Annotated in this window: 15 protein-coding genes; 9 read left to right on the top strand and 6 right to left on the bottom strand. The window is 70.1% G+C overall.

What is annotated here, in order from left to right; translation table 11 throughout:
- Positions 1 to 103: 103 nt before the first annotated feature.
- From rpmH to ACFY7H_RS04170, 9 genes are all read left to right on the top strand, one after another.
- Positions 104 to 241, top strand: a complete 138-nt coding sequence (gene rpmH, locus ACFY7H_RS04210) for a 50S ribosomal protein L34 (RefSeq protein WP_018547628.1) — start codon at positions 104 to 106, stop codon at positions 239 to 241.
- Positions 242 to 262: 21 nt separating this feature from the next.
- Positions 263 to 637 (top strand): ribonuclease P protein component, encoded by a 375-nt coding sequence (gene rnpA, locus ACFY7H_RS04205; protein WP_388932811.1) that lies wholly within the window; start codon positions 263 to 265, stop codon positions 635 to 637.
- Positions 634 to 915: a membrane protein insertion efficiency factor YidD gene (gene yidD / locus ACFY7H_RS04200; protein WP_388932808.1), complete on the top strand. Its 282-nt coding sequence runs from the start codon at positions 634 to 636 to the stop codon at positions 913 to 915. Before rnpA ends, yidD begins: the two co-directional genes overlap by 4 nt.
- Positions 916 to 918: 3 nt before the next feature.
- Positions 919 to 2025 (top strand): membrane protein insertase YidC, encoded by a 1107-nt coding sequence (yidC, locus tag ACFY7H_RS04195; RefSeq protein ID WP_388932806.1) that lies wholly within the window; start codon positions 919 to 921, stop codon positions 2023 to 2025.
- 14 nt (positions 2026 to 2039) lie between these two features.
- Positions 2040 to 2552 (top strand): protein jag, encoded by a 513-nt coding sequence (locus ACFY7H_RS04190; RefSeq protein ID WP_388932803.1) that lies wholly within the window; start codon positions 2040 to 2042, stop codon positions 2550 to 2552.
- Between the two features lie 128 nt (positions 2553 to 2680).
- Positions 2681 to 3418 (top strand): 16S rRNA (guanine(527)-N(7))-methyltransferase RsmG, encoded by a 738-nt coding sequence (gene rsmG / locus ACFY7H_RS04185; protein ID WP_388932801.1) that lies wholly within the window; start codon positions 2681 to 2683, stop codon positions 3416 to 3418.
- A 256-nt stretch (positions 3419 to 3674) separates the two neighbouring features.
- Entirely contained in the window at positions 3675 to 4802 is a 1128-nt protein-coding gene (locus ACFY7H_RS04180) for a ParA family protein (protein WP_388932798.1), read from the top strand.
- Entirely contained in the window at positions 4799 to 5875 is a 1077-nt protein-coding gene (locus ACFY7H_RS04175; RefSeq protein ID WP_388932796.1) for a ParB/RepB/Spo0J family partition protein, read from the top strand. The genes ACFY7H_RS04180 and ACFY7H_RS04175 overlap by 4 nt, the downstream gene beginning before the upstream one ends.
- 85 nt (positions 5876 to 5960) lie before the next feature.
- The gene (locus tag ACFY7H_RS04170) at positions 5961 to 6584 is read left to right on the top strand and encodes a GNAT family N-acetyltransferase (protein ID WP_388932793.1); all 624 of its coding nucleotides are present in this window, start codon (positions 5961 to 5963) and stop codon (positions 6582 to 6584) included.
- A gap of 93 nt (positions 6585 to 6677) precedes the next feature.
- Here ACFY7H_RS04170 and trxA read toward each other — a convergent pair whose 3' ends face one another.
- The 6 genes from trxA to murJ form a co-directional block, all read right to left on the bottom strand.
- On the bottom strand, positions 6678 to 7010 hold the full coding sequence (gene trxA / locus ACFY7H_RS04165) for a thioredoxin (protein ID WP_388932789.1): 333 nt from the start codon (positions 7008 to 7010) through the stop codon (positions 6678 to 6680).
- A gap of 51 nt (positions 7011 to 7061) precedes the next feature.
- Complete coding sequence (trxB, locus tag ACFY7H_RS04160) at positions 7062 to 8021, bottom strand: thioredoxin-disulfide reductase (RefSeq protein WP_388932786.1); 960 nt, start codon at positions 8019 to 8021, stop codon at positions 7062 to 7064.
- Between the two features lie 147 nt (positions 8022 to 8168).
- Entirely contained in the window at positions 8169 to 9152 is a 984-nt protein-coding gene (locus tag ACFY7H_RS04155) for an anti-sigma factor family protein (protein ID WP_388932783.1), read from the bottom strand.
- Complete coding sequence (sigM, locus tag ACFY7H_RS04150; RefSeq protein WP_388932780.1) at positions 9149 to 9850, bottom strand: RNA polymerase sigma factor SigM; 702 nt, start codon at positions 9848 to 9850, stop codon at positions 9149 to 9151. The genes ACFY7H_RS04155 and sigM overlap by 4 nt, the downstream gene beginning before the upstream one ends.
- Before the next feature lie 25 nt (positions 9851 to 9875).
- Complete coding sequence (locus ACFY7H_RS04145; protein ID WP_388932777.1) at positions 9876 to 11591, bottom strand: serine/threonine protein kinase; 1716 nt, start codon at positions 11589 to 11591, stop codon at positions 9876 to 9878.
- A gap of 117 nt (positions 11592 to 11708) precedes the next feature.
- Positions 11709 to 13886, bottom strand: a complete 2178-nt coding sequence (gene murJ, locus ACFY7H_RS04140) for a murein biosynthesis integral membrane protein MurJ (protein ID WP_388932774.1) — start codon at positions 13884 to 13886, stop codon at positions 11709 to 11711.
- Between the last annotated feature and the right edge of the window lie 42 nt (positions 13887 to 13928).

Below are 13928 nucleotides of genomic sequence, written 5' to 3'. Positions count from 1 at the left end.
CGTTTAGCGGTGTCCACTCGGGCGAACACGCGAGTTCCTCGTGGGCGCACGGTGACAGCCAGGCGATGTACCGCCACAACGATTCATTCTCTGGAGCCCCCGAGTGAGCAAGCGCACCTTCCAGCCGAACAACCGCCGTCGTGCCAAGACCCACGGCTTCCGCCTGCGGATGCGTACCCGTGCCGGTCGCGCGATCCTCGCGAACCGTCGCAGCAAGGGCCGCGCCGCCCTTTCCGCGTAACAACGCGCAGGTCGTGACGTCGTGCTGTCTCCCGAAAATCGGCTGAGGCGGCGCGAGGACTTCGCGAGCGCGGTGCGTCGAGGACGCCGGGCCGGTCGCCCGTTCCTCGTCGTCCACCTACGTACAAGCGGTGCCACGGACCCGCACGAGCCGGGGGATGCACATCCCTCGCCGCGTGCGGGTTTCGTCGTCAGCAAGGCTGTCGGCATCGCCGTCGTCCGCAACCGGGTCAAGCGCCGGCTCCGCCATCTCATGCGTGATCGGCTGGCTCAGCTGCCCCCCGGTAGCCTGGTGGTGGTGCGGGCCCTGCCCGGAGCCGCTGACGCCGGCGTCGACGAGCTGGCCCGCGACCTGGACGCCGCCTTGGCGCGGCTGCTGGGAGGCGTGGCTCGATGAAGTACCCGCTGCTCGCTTTGATCAAGCTGTACCAGTGGACGATCAGTCCGCTGCTCGGGCCGGTGTGCCGCTATTACCCGTCGTGTTCGCACTACGGGTTCGCGGCCATCGACCGGCATGGTGCGGTGAAGGGGACGGCTCTGACCGCCTGGCGGATCGTGCGGTGCAATCCGTGGTCCCCGGGCGGTGTGGATCATGTCCCACCCCGGAAACGCCCGCGTTGGCACGAGCAGCTGCGCAGTGCGTTGCGTAGATCTCGCAATGCTCAAGGAGCCTGATTAGTGGACACGATTGCCAGTCTGTTCAGCTTTATCACCACACCCGTGTCGTGGATCATCGTCCAGTTCCACAAGCTGTACGGGGCGGTCTTCGGTGCGGACAGTGGATGGGCCTGGGGCCTGTCCATCGTGTCCCTGGTGGTCCTGATCCGTATCTGCCTGATCCCGCTCTTCGTGAAGCAGATCAAGGCGACGCGGGGCATGCAGGCGCTCCAGCCGAAGATGAAGGCGATCCAGGATCGCTACAAGAACGACAAGCAGCGCCAGTCCGAAGAGATGATGAAGCTGTACAAGGAGACGGGTACCAACCCGCTCTCCTCGTGCCTTCCCATCCTGGCGCAGTCCCCGTTCTTCTTCGCGCTCTACCACGTGCTCGCGAGCATCGCCAACGGCAAGACCGTCGGTGTCATCAACCAGTCGCTGCTGGAGAGCGCCCGGCAGGCCCACATCTTCGGTGCCCCGCTGGCCGCGAAGTTCACGGACTCCGCCGACAAGGTCGCGGGCCTGAACGCCTCGATCACCGACGTGCGCATCGTGACCGCCATCATGATCATCCTGATGTCGCTGTCGCAGTTCTACACGCAGCGCCAGCTGATGCAGAAGAACGTCGACCTCTCGGTCAAGACGCCCTTCATGCAGCAGCAGAAGATGCTCATGTACATCTTCCCGGTGATCTTCGCCGTGATGGGCATCAACTTCCCCGTCGGTGTCCTCGTCTACTGGCTGACCACCAACGTGTGGACCATGGGCCAGCAGATGTACGTGATCAACCAGAACCCGACGCCGGGCAGCAAGGCCCAGGACCAGTACCTGACCCGCCTGCTGAAGCACGTCAGCACCCACGGCAACGTCAAGGGCCGGGGCAAGAAGAAGGTCGTGGCGGCGATCGTGGCCAAGGGCCCGGACCGCAACGACAACGAGCGGAAGTTCATCACCGCGCTGACGAAGCAGGGCATGGCCGCGCAGCCGGACGGTTCCGTCATCAAGAGTTCTGAGGCCACGGCCGACTCGGACGCGGCGAGCGGCGGTGTCGCCACCAAGCGGCAGCAGCCGAAGCGGCAGCCGAAGTCGAAGCGTCAGACGCCCCCCAGCAAGCCCTCCAAGAAGTAGAAGGAGTCCCTCCCGTGACGGAAGGCACCACCACCGCCGCCGCTGAGAGTGGCGACACCCTGACCCGCCTCGAGCAGGAGGGTGAGATCGCGGCCGACTACCTTGAGGGTCTGCTGGACATCGCCGACCTGGACGGCGACATCGACATGGACGTCGAGGCCGACCGCGCCGCGGTGTCGATCGTCAGCGACTCCTCCAGCCGTGACCTGCAGAAGCTCGTGGGCCGCGAGGGCGAGGTCCTGGAGGCGCTCCAGGAGCTGACCCGTCTCGCCGTGCACCGGGAGACCGGCGACCGCAGCCGGCTGATGCTGGACATCGCGGGCTTCCGGGCGAAGAAGCGCGAGGAGCTGGCGGCGCTGGGCGCCCAGGCCGCCGCGGACGTGAAGGCCTCGGGCGAGGCGCTGAAGCTGGCCCCGATGACCCCCTTCGAACGCAAGGTCGTCCACGACGCCGTGGCGGCCGCCGGTCTGAAGAGCGAGTCCGAGGGCGAGGAGCCGCAGCGCTTCGTCGTTGTGCTCCCGGCCTGACCGGAATGTTGTGCTTCGGCCCCGCCTGTGTCGCAGGCGGGGCCGAAGTTTGTAAGCCTGGCAGTTGAACGACACGGTGGAACGACACGGTTCTGGCGTGAGCGGTTCTGTACGGAAGGACGGTCCCCGTGACGGAGGCAGCGGAGCTTCCCGCAGCGCCTGAAGAGGCGCCCCCGGCGCCCGAACAGGCGCGCGCGGTGTTCGGTGAGTTTTTCCCGGAAGCTGTGCGGTACGCGGAGCTGCTGGCGGACGCGGGGGTCAAGCGGGGCCTGATCGGGCCGCGTGAGGTTCCCCGGCTGTGGGAGCGGCACCTGCTGAACTGCGCGGTGCTGTCCGAGGTGGTGCCGGAGGGCGTCACGGTGTGCGACGTGGGCTCGGGTGCCGGCCTGCCCGGTATCCCGCTCGCCCTGGTGCGGCGGGACCTGAAGATCACTCTTCTGGAACCCCTGCTGCGCCGGACGACCTTCCTCCAGGAGGCCGTGGAGCTCCTCGGGCTGGACCACGTCACCGTGGTGCGCGGCCGGGCCGAGGAAATGCTCGGCAAGCTCCAGCCGGTGCACGTGGTGACGGCCCGTGCCGTGGCCCCGCTGGACCGGCTCGCGGGATGGGGCGTGCCCCTGCTGCGTCCTTACGGGGAGATGCTGGCGCTGAAGGGAGACACCGCCGAGGAGGAGCTGGTCGCGGCGAAGGTCGCGCTGACCAAGCTCGGTGTGGTGAAGACCTCGGTGCTCCACGTGGGCGAGGGCGTCGTCGACCCCCTGTCCACGGTGGTCCGGGTGGAGGTCGGAGAAAGCCCCGGCGGAGTGAGGTTCGCGGCCAAGCGGGCTAAGGCCGCGCGGGTGGGACGGACGCGCAGGCGTCGGTGATCCGCGGCGCCGGTGGTGTCGTTCGGGGTGGGTTGGGCCCTATAGGTATGGATTTCGGAGTGTCGTAGCGGGCTGAAGACTCCGTCCGGGCATCGTGTTTCACGTGAAACGTCGCTCTCTGCTGCACGGAATCATCAGCCGCGGCCGTGCTGCTGCGGCCCCCCGCGACCGTAAGGACGCGGGGGTGACGGAGTTGTCCACAACGGTGGATTCATCCACAGGAGAACGGGCCCCGCTGGTTCGCGACCCGGGTGGCATGGCAGGCTCTGTTCATCGCGAGCCCGCTGCCGAGGAGAGTGACACCGTGCGGTCCGACGCCAACCTCGCGGGGCCGATGGCCGATCCGGTCCCCGGTCCCCGCTCTGAATCGCCTGGTGAGGGTGTTCCACTGGGAGCACCCCCGGCGGTAGCCGGGGGAGACACGTCCTCCCCGTCCCTGGTGGACAACGACGACATGGAGGACACCCCGATCGGCCGTGCCGCCCAGCAGGCGATCGAGGCCATCGGGCGCACTGGTGCCGCCCTCCCGCGGCCGGCGCAGACCCGGATCATGGTCGTGGCCAACCAGAAGGGCGGCGTCGGCAAGACCACGACGACCGTGAACCTGGCGGCCTCCCTGGCCCTGCACGGTGCCCGGGTCCTGGTCATCGACCTCGACCCGCAGGGGAACGCCTCCACCGCCCTGGGTATCGACCACCACGCCGAGGTGCCGTCCATCTACGACGTGCTCGTGGACAGCCGGCCCCTGCTGGAGGTCGTCCAGCCGGTGGTGGAGGTGGAGGGGCTGTTCTGTGCCCCCGCCACGATCGACCTCGCGGGCGCGGAGATCGAGCTGGTGTCGCTGGTGGCCCGTGAGAGCCGGCTCCAGCGGGCGATCCAGGCGTACGAGCAGCCCCTCGACTACATCCTCATCGACTGCCCGCCCTCCCTGGGCCTGCTGACGGTGAACGCCATGGTGGCCGGGGCGGAGGTGCTGATCCCGATCCAGTGCGAGTACTACGCACTGGAGGGCCTGGGACAGCTGCTGCGCAATGTCGACCTGGTGCGCGCCCACCTGAACCCGGGCCTGCACGTGTCGACGATCCTGCTCACGATGTACGACGGCAGGACGCGACTGGCCTCGCAGGTGGCGGACGAGGTGCGCACCCACTTCGGCAAGGAGGTGCTGCGCACGAGCATCCCGAGGTCGGTGCGGATCTCGGAGGCTCCGAGCTACGGGCAGACGGTCCTCACGTACGACCCGAGTTCCAGCGGCGCCCTTTCCTATCTGGAGGCGGCGCGGGAGATGGCGCTGCGGGGAGCCGGAATCCATTACGACGCCCAGCACGCCCATGTGGGCGCGGGCATGAACAGCACGCAGAGTGTGGCGGAGGGGATCCAGTGAGCGAGCGACGTAGGGGTCTGGGGCGGGGGCTCGGCGCGCTGATCCCGGCCGCTCCTCAGGAGCCGGTGATGAGTACGGGGTCGACGTCTCCGTCGGCGCTTCCCGTGCTGCCGTCGGAGCGGGGGATCGCCGCGGCGAAGCTCGCCGCGCTGGTGCAGGCGGATGTTTCACGTGAAACACCGCTCCGGGCCGAAGAGGAGGCTCCGCAGCCGACGGTCGAGGGAGTGCCGGGGGCGAGATTCGCCGCGCTTCCGCTGGACTCGATCTCGCCGAACCCGTGCCAGCCGCGCAACATGGAGCAGCTGGACGAGGAGGCCATGGAGGAGATGGTCTCCTCCATCCAGACGGTGGGCCTGCTCCAGCCCGTGGTGGTCCGGGAGACGGAGCCCGGGCGCTATGAGCTGATCATGGGCGAGCGGCGTTTCCGGGCCTGCGGTCAGGCCGGAATGGATCGCATCCCCGCGATCATCCGGGCGACGGACGACGACAGGCTCCTGCTGGACGCCCTTCTGGAAAACCTGCACCGGGTCCAGCTGAACCCGTTGGAGGAGGCTGCCGCGTACGACCAGCTCCTCCGGGAGTTCAATTGCACCCACGACCAGCTGGCGGACCGGATCGGACGTTCGCGTCCGCAGGTCTCGAACACCCTGCGGCTGCTGAAGCTCTCGCCCAAGGTGCAGAGCCGGGTGGCCGCGGGAGTGCTGTCTGCCGGGCACGCGCGGGCGCTGCTGTCGGTGGAGGACTCGGAGGAGCAGGATCGTCTCGCCCAGCGGATCGTGGCCGAGGGCCTGTCGGTGCGTTCGGTCGAGGAGATCGTGCAGCTGATGGGTTCGGAGCCGTCGAGTGCCGTGAAGCCCAAGGGCCCGCGGGCCGGGACCCGGGTGTCTCCGGCGCTGAGCGAGCTGGCCACGCGTCTGTCGGACCGGTTCGAAACCCGCGTGAAGGTGGATCTGGGCCAGAAGAAGGGCAAGATCACCGTCGAGTTCGCGTCGATGGAGGACCTTGAGCGGATCCTGGGGACCCTGGCACCGGGTGAGGGTCGCGTTCTCGAACAGGGCCTCTCCGGGGAGTAGTACCCGGCTTGTTCCCCTCGCTGCCCCCTGCTTCTTCGAGATGTCCACACTCGAAGAAGCAGGGGGCAGTGCTTACGATGTGGTCATGGGTCGTCGGCTGGTACCGCTCACGCTGGACAACCTCCAGGACCTGCCCAAGCGTTGCCGGAGCTGCGTGTTCTGGGAGCTGGATCCCGTCACCGGCGAGGCCGCGGTGAAGGCGGGCACTCCCGAGCTGGAGAAGGAGGCCTGGATCTCCGCCGTCCTCCTGGACTGGGGATCCTGTGGCCGGGTGGTCTACGTGGACGAGGTCCCGGTGGGGTTCGTGCTGTACGCCCCGCCCGCTTATGTGCCGAGGGCCGCATCCTTCCCGACGAGCCCGGTGTCTCCGGATGCCGTACAGCTGATCACCGGCTGGATCATGCCGGGGTATCAGGGGCAGGGCCTGGGGCGGGTGATGGTCCAGACGGTCGCGAAGGACCTGCTGCGGCGCGGATTCAAGGCGATCGAGGCGTTCGGGGACGCACGGTGGGAGGGGCCCGCCTGTCTGCTGCCGGCCGACCATCTGCTGTCGGTGGGGTTCAAGACCGTACGCCCTCACCCGGCGCACCCCCGGCTGAGGTTGGAGCTGCGCACGACTCTGTCGTGGAAGGAAGACGTCGAGCTGGCCCTGGACCGCCTGTTGGGCGGAGCCCGGGCCCGCAAGGAACCGGCGCTGCGCCCGCTGTGAGCAGGCGGGTGGGAAACGCGGAACGGGGCCGCCCCTGGAGGGGCGGTCCCGTTTCACGTGAACCCGCTACCGCTGGGTGGGTCTCCTGGGCCGTCAGGCCTGGATGAAGTCCTCGAGGTCACGCAGGATGGCGGCCTTCGGCTTGGCGCCGACGATGGTCTTGGCGACCTCGCCACCCTTGTAGACGTTCAGCGTCGGGATGGACATGACGCCGTACCGGGCAGCCGTGGCCGGGTTCTGGTCGATGTTGAGCTTGACGATCTCGATCTCCTCGCCGTGCTCGGCGGCGATGGCCTCCAGCGAAGGCGCGATCTGGCGGCACGGGCCGCACCATTCGGCCCAGAAGTCGACCAGCACGGGCTTGTCGCTGCGCAGGACGACTTCGTCGAAGTCCGCGTCGGTCACGTTCTTGAGGGTGCCGGCCACAGCGGCCTCCTTCTCTTCTGCGGGGTGTGGGGTGTGGGGACGGAGCGAGGATCAGACGGTCGCGGTCACCGGTTCGGCGTCCGCGAGGGCCGCGAGGAAGCGCTCCGCGTCGAGGGCGGCGGAGCAGCCGGTGCCGGCCGCGGTGATCGCCTGACGGTAGGTGTGGTCCACGACGTCACCGGCGCCGAAGACACCGGTGATGTTGGTACGCGTCGAGGGGGCGTCGACCTTGAGGTAGCCCTCGTCGTCCAGGTCGAGCTGGCCGGTGAACAGCTCGGTGCGCGGGTCGTGTCCGACAGCGATGAACAGGCCGGTCACGGGCAGCTCGGAGGTCTCACCGGTCTTGGTGTTGCGCAGGGTGAGGCCGGAGAGCTTCTGCTCGCCGTGGATCTCGGCGACCTCGCTGTCCCAGGCGAACTTGATCTTCGGGTCGGCGAAGGCGCGGTCCTGCATGGTCTTGGAGGCGCGCAGGCTGTCACGGCGGTGGACGATCGTGACGGACTTGGCGAACCGGGAGAGGAAGGTGGCCTCCTCCATCGCGGTGTCACCACCGCCGACGACGGCGATGTCCTGGTCCTTGAAGAAGAACCCGTCGCAGGTGGCGCACCAGGAGACACCGCGACCGGAGAGGGCGTCCTCATTGGGCAGGCCGAGCTTGCGGTGCTGGGAACCGGTGGTGACGATGACGGCCTTGGCACGGTGCACCGTACCGGCGGTGTCCGTGACGGTCTTGATCTCACCGGTCAGGTCCACGGCGACGACGTCGTCCGGGACGAGCTCGGCGCCGAAGCGCTCGGCCTGGTCGCGCATGTTGTCCATGAGGTCCGGACCCATGATGCCGTCCCGGAAGCCGGGGAAGTTCTCGACCTCGGTGGTGTTCATGAGTGCGCCGCCGGCGGTGACGGCACCTTCGAAGACCAGGGGGTTGAGCGAAGCGCGTGCGGTGTACAGGGCGGCCGTGTAACCGGCCGGCCCGGAGCCGATGATGATCACGTTTCGTACGTCGCTCACGGGTTCTTTCCTCGTCTCTGCGGACTTCGTGCTGCCTACCGGGGGCCGGTGCGGACTCTCACCCCACCCAACGGATCCTACGGCGCGCACATTCCCCGCTTGTCCCCTCCAGTCCCCCAACGCGCGGGTCACCACCCCGCGAGCCCGTCAGTTGCGGGGATACGTGCTGGTCAGCAGGGGCTTGTCCGGGGTCGGCGCCGCATTGTCCGCACAGCCCGCGGGCACGAGGTAGGCGTCCACCCGGGCGGGGTCGCCCGGGTGGGGCAGCACGACGAGGTAGACGGGAGTGCCCTGGTAGCTGCCGCGTTCAGCGGCGACCGGGGCATCCGTGCGGCCGGTTCCCCGCTGGACGCAGGGCGGGACCGGTGTCTGGTCCGGCTCAGCCTGCGGTGAGGCGAGCCGGTCGGCGGGGGCCAGGCCGGGGGAGGTGTCCTCCAGACCCAGGGACTTGTTGGCCTCGCCCGGCGCGGTCTTGGGGGCGTTTCCCGCGGCTTCTCCGGCGAGGAGCTGCCGAACGGTCTGGCGGAGTCCCTGAGCCGTGTACTCACCCGGGGTGGAGGAGCCTGCGGAGGCCCTCGCGGTGTCGTTGCGCGTGGCGGTGTCGTGCGAGCCCGTACCGCCCAGCCCGGTGAACAGGAAGACGCCGAGCGCGCAGGCGGCCGCCCCGGCCAGACCGCTGAGGACGGCGATACGGCGCCGGGCGCGGCGACGGCCGGGACCGGTTGGGCCGGACGGGTGACCAGTGGGCCGGTGGGCCTCGGTCCGGCCGGAGCGGCCGACGGCCGCCGACACCGTTTCACGTGAAACAGCGTCGGCGGGATGCGGGTCGGGGGTGGCCGCCTCGGTCCGGGAGGCCTTCGAGTCGAGGAGCACCTCGGCGGCGAGGGCCGCGTCGATCCGGCCGGCGATGGCGGACGGCATGCGCGGCGGCCCCGGCAGGGTGCCGAGGAGGGACCGGATCTCCTCCAGGGAGGCGAGGACGTCGGCGCACAGGGCGCAGCCGCCGAGATGGCTGCGCACCTCGGCGGTGCGGGAGGGGGGCAGCAGCCCTTCGGTGAGGTCGGAGATCTCCGAGACCTCCGGGTGCCAGGTCGTGCCGGCAGTGCCGGTCGTGCCGGTCGTGGGGCTCACGGTCGTCCACCTCCGCCCTTCACAGCGTCTGGATCCGGTTGGGGATTCCTGGGGTCTGCCGCAGGTGGGACGGCTGTCCCCGGCGTCCGGTTCCTTCCCCGCTCCGAGGTGCTGTTACCCCCGGCATCCGCGCGCAGATGAGTGAGCATCGGGAGGAGTTTGGCCCGGCCGCGGGCGCACCGGCTCTTCACGGTGCCGGTGGGGACGTCGAGGACGCGGGCGGCTTCGGCGACGGGGTACCCCTGCATGTCGACGAGGACGAGGGCGGCCCGCTGCTCCGCGGGGAGGGTGGCCAGGGCGGCCAGGAGCTGGCGGTGGAGGTCCTGGCGCTCTGCGGGGGCCTCGGCGGACTCGTGGGGCTCCAGGAGCCGCTCCAGGCGGTCCGTGTCGTCGAGGGGCGCGGTCCGGCGGGAGGCGGCCTTGCGGGCCCGGTCGAGGCAGGCGTTGACGGTGATCCGGTGCAGCCAGGTGGTGACGGCGGAGTCGCCCCGGAAGGTGTGGGCGGCCCGGTAGGCGGAGACCAGGGCGTCCTGGACGGCGTCGGCGGCCTCCTCGCGGTCGCCGAGCGTGCGGAGCGCGACGGCCCAGAGCCGGTCGCGGTGGCGCCGCACGAGCTCGCCGAAGGCGTCGGGATCGCCCGCGACGTGCAGGGCCAGGAGATCCTGGTCGCCGCGCTCGCCGGTCGCGGAATCGTCCAACGGTGAGCCCCCTCCCTGCCTCGCGTCAGCCCTTGAACTTCACGTCCGTGATGCCCTGCTTGTAACCGGCCTTGCTGTAGTCCTCGTCGGGGGCGTAGGGCATGGCGGTGATCCAGACGAGGACGTAGCGCGTCTTGACCGGCTTCTCAGCGGTCAGCTTCACGTTGTTGCTCTTGGTGGTCGTGCCCGCGATCTTCTTCATCGAGCCGACCTTGCCCTGGGGGCTGAGGGCGTCGGTGGCGTACAGGGCCAGGGTGTTGCGGTCGCCCTGGTACTTCAGCGCTATCGACGCTTCGCTCACGTCCTGCTCGGAGCCGAGGTCGTAGACGATCCCGACGCCGTCCTTGATCTTGAACTCGGGGCCGTCGGAGAAGCTCTTGGTCCGCCAGTAGCTGGAACCGTCCCCGTCGTACGTCATGCCGACGCTGTTGGCGTTCTGCGGGGTGCCGTCGGGCGCGTACTCCTTGGCGTCCTTGATGGAGAGCGGTGCGGGCTCCTTCTTCTGCGCTGTGTCGTTGGGGCCCTGCTGCTGGGTCTGGGTGTTGTCGCCGCCGTCCGGTTTACCGCGGAGGAGGGTGTCGGCGAGCTGCCAGCTGCCGAGTCCCAGGGCGACGATCAGCAGAGCGGCGACGCCCCACTTCAGGGCACGGCCGGTGCGGCTCTGCAACGGCGGCGGGGGGACGGAGGAGACCGCCTGCGTGGAGGACAGGCCGGCGGAGACGGGCCTGCCGTAGGTGCCCTGCTGGTAGGTGGTGTGCTGGTACTCCGGCGGCGCGGTGAAGACGGGCTCGGGCGGGCGGATGCGGGGCATCGCGGCGACGGCCTTGGCCAGCTCCTCCGGGCTGGTGCAGGGGGGCTCCTGCCGGGACGCGGTGGCCCCGTCGTTGGCGAGGGCGCGCATGGCGAGCTCGCCGAGACCCCGGTGGACGCCTGCCCGGACCTGGTCGGGGGCGAGCAGGCCGACGCCCTTGGGCAGGCCCCGCAGGCCGTAGGCGTCGTTCTCGTACGGCCAGCGCTGGGTGAGGGCGGCGTACAGCAGGGCGCCGATGGCCTCGGTGTCGGCCCGCTGCGGGGTGTCGCTGGTGATGCCGCGCAGGGCGGCGTTCACGGCGAGGCCGCGGATGCGGTACTGGCCCGAGGAGGTGCGCAGTATCGCGCTGGGCGTCAGGCGCAGGTGGGCCAGGCCCTCGCGGTGGGCGGCGGCCATGGCCTGGGAGACCTGGCTGACCAGCTGGTACGCCTCGTGGGGTTCGAGGGTGCCGTCGGCGAGGACGGAGGTCAGTTCGGTGGCGTCGGGCAGCCACTCGTGGACGACGTAGACGAGGTCGTTCTCCTCCACGGCGTCGAGGACCTGGACGAAGCGGGGGTCACCGAGCAGGGCCGAGGAACGCGCGGCGGCCAGGACGCTGCGGGCCCGGGGGTGGTCGGCGGGCAGCAGGTGGACGCCCACCGCGCGGCGTAGCTTCTCGTCCATGGCCCGCCAGCTGCTGAACCCGTCCAGACGGGTGACGCACTCCTCCAGCCGGTAGCGCCGCGCGAGCTTGTGCCCGCTGTGGAGTTCCGGCGCGGCCGTGGGCGCCGCACTTCTGCGTTCGCCGTCCTTCTCGGGCATGGGTCCGTCCGAGGCTTTTCCGTTCTGGGCGTCCACCCCGTCGGCCGTGGCCTTGGCCGCATCTGCGGCCAGCGGCTGCTCGCCGCTGTTGTCGGCCACGTCGACGGCAGCCGTGCTACGTTCCGCCACCGTCGTCCCTGCCTCCCCATCCGTTGCGCGCTGTCGGCCAGTCTGCGAAGCCATGCCAATTGTGCCCACAGTCCGCCGCTATGCACGACACACGAAGGGGGGTGACGGTTGTGCGCATCAGCGCCCCAGACGTCCGCGGACCATTCCGACCATGGAGTTGAGCTCTTCGATCCGCATCCGCTTGGCGGCGAGGAGGAACACGGCGCCGAGGGCGATGACACCCGCGACCAGGGCGGCGAGGGAACCGAGGGCTCCGTTGCCCAGCCACCGGGTGACCCCGTAGGCGGCGGCGCCCGCCGCGGCGGCGGCCGGGACGCACGCGCCGATCAGACGGGTGTACGTACGCATCACGTGGGCCCCGTCGAGGTCTCCGCCGAGGCGGGCCTTCAGGCGGCGCCAGGCCACGCCGACACCGACGGCATAGCCCAGGCCGTAGGCGGCGGCCATGCCGACGACGGCCCAGCGCGCCGGCAGCACGAAGAAGGCCAGGGCGGAGACGCCCGCGTTGACGGCGGCCACGATGACGGTGTTGTAGAAGGGGGTCCGGGTGTCCTCGTAGGCGTAGAAGCCGCGCAGGACCACGTACTGCACGGAGTACGGGATCAGGCCGAGGCCGAAGGCCATGAGGATGAAACCGATGTTGGTGGCGTCGTCGGCGCCCGTGCTGGCGTAGAGCAGCGTCGCCATCGGCACGCCGAGTGCGAGGAAGGCGAAGGCACACGGCACGATCGCGACGGCCGAGGTGCGCAGGCCGTAGGAGATGTCGTCGCGTACGGCTGCGGCGTCGCCGTCGTGGGCCGAGCGCGAAATGCGGGGCAGCACGGCCGTCATGACGGAGACGGTGATGATGGCCTGCGGCATCTGCCAGAGCAGGAGGGCGTAGTTGTAGCCGGTGATGCCGGTACCGCCGTGGCCCTGCTTGTCGGCGATCTCACCGGCCCAGGTGGCGAGCTGGGTCACGACGACCAGGCCGAGCTGGTTGGCGAGGACGAAGAAGAACGTCCACTTGGCCAGACCGGCGGCCTTGCCGAGGCCGTGGCCCTTCCAGTCGAAGCGCAGCCGCATCTTGAAGCCGGCGTCGCGCAGGTAGGGCAGCATCGCCAGGGACTGGACGACGAGGCCGAGCAGGGTGCCGATGCCCAGCAGGCGGACGCCCTCGGGGGTGATCGTCGCCTCGGAGACCCCGGTGGCGGTGAAGCCGCCGAAGGCCCAGATGAAGGCGCCGAAGGTGGCGATGACCACGATGTTGTTGAGGACCGGGGTCCACATCATCGCGCCGAACCGGCCCCGGGCGTTGAGGATCTGACCGAGGACCACGTGCACGCCCATGAAGAACATGGTGGGCAGGCAGTACTGCGCGAAGGCCACCGCGATGTCCATGCGCTGCGGGTTGTCGGCGATCTTCTGCGACATCATGCCGATGAAGAGCGGGGCCGCGAACACGCAGATGGTGGTGACCGCGCCCAGCAGGACCACCACGAGGGTCAGCAGGCGGTTGGCGTAGGCCTCGCCGCCGTCGGCGTCGTTCTTCATGGCCCGGACGAGCTGGGGGATGAAGACCGCGTTGAGGGCGCCGCCGCCGACGAGGACGTAGATCATCGTCGGCAGGGTGTTGGCGACCTGGTAGGAGTCGTTGAGGGACGCGACGCCGATGGCGCCGGCGATCACCAGGGTGCGCGCGAAGCCGGTGATGCGGGAGACGATCGTGCCGGCCGCCATCAGGGCGCTCGACTTCAGGAGGCCGGCGGCCTTGCCCGCGGGCTTGCTCGGCGCGGGGGCCGCTACCGGGGCCTCCTCCACGGGGGCGCCGGGAACCGCCTGCTGGTCCCGGTAGAGGTGCGTGAAGGCGTCGGTCTCGGGGTCCTCCTCCGACGCGCTGGTCACGAGCGAGTCCACTCCGACGAACTGCGTCGTCGTCGTGCGGTCGCCGTAGGGCAGGTGGCGGGAGGGGCCGTCCGGCTCGGGCGGCGGGGTCTGGGCCCACACGCGCGGGTCGGGGCCGTGCGAGGGGGCCTGTGGGGCCGCGTAGAGCGGACCGGGCTCCTGGTAGGTGCCCGGCGGCGGCGGGGGGTGCGAGGCCCGGTCGTAGAGGGCCTCCGTCACGGGGTCCTGGGCCGACAGGTCCTGCGACCGGTAGGGGTCGTAGTCGTAGGCGTCCTGGACGTACGGGTCGTGGTCCGGCGCGGGCGCGGGCGCCGGAACCTGTCCGGGCACCGGAGCGCCCGGGGCAGTGCCCTGGGAGGGCATGGGCCCGCCAGTGCCCTGCGCGCGGTCACCGTCGTACGGCGCGTTCATCGCAACCCCACCTCATCGTCCCCAGGCCGACCGGCCACGGCA

This window comes from Streptomyces sp. NPDC012794 (genome assembly GCF_042901085.1).
GTDB lineage: Bacteria > Actinomycetota > Actinomycetes > Streptomycetales > Streptomycetaceae > Streptomyces.
The sequence above is the reverse complement of the archived record's forward strand: the minus strand, read 5'-3'. Positions and strand labels throughout refer to the sequence as shown.

Bases quoted from the DNA above. Each gene is read 5' to 3' on its own strand.
- yidD (WP_388932808.1), top strand. From the start codon at position 634: ATGAAGTACCCGCTGCTCGCTTTGATCAAGCTGTACCAGTGGACGATC.
- ACFY7H_RS04180 (WP_388932798.1), top strand. From the start codon at position 3,675: ATGGCAGGCTCTGTTCATCGCGAGCCCGCTGCCGAGGAGAGTGACACC.
- ACFY7H_RS04170 (WP_388932793.1), top strand. From the start codon at position 5,961: ATGGGTCGTCGGCTGGTACCGCTCACGCTGGACAACCTCCAGGACCTG.
- murJ (WP_388932774.1), bottom strand. From the start codon at position 13,886: ATGAACGCGCCGTACGACGGTGACCGCGCGCAGGGCACTGGCGGGCCC.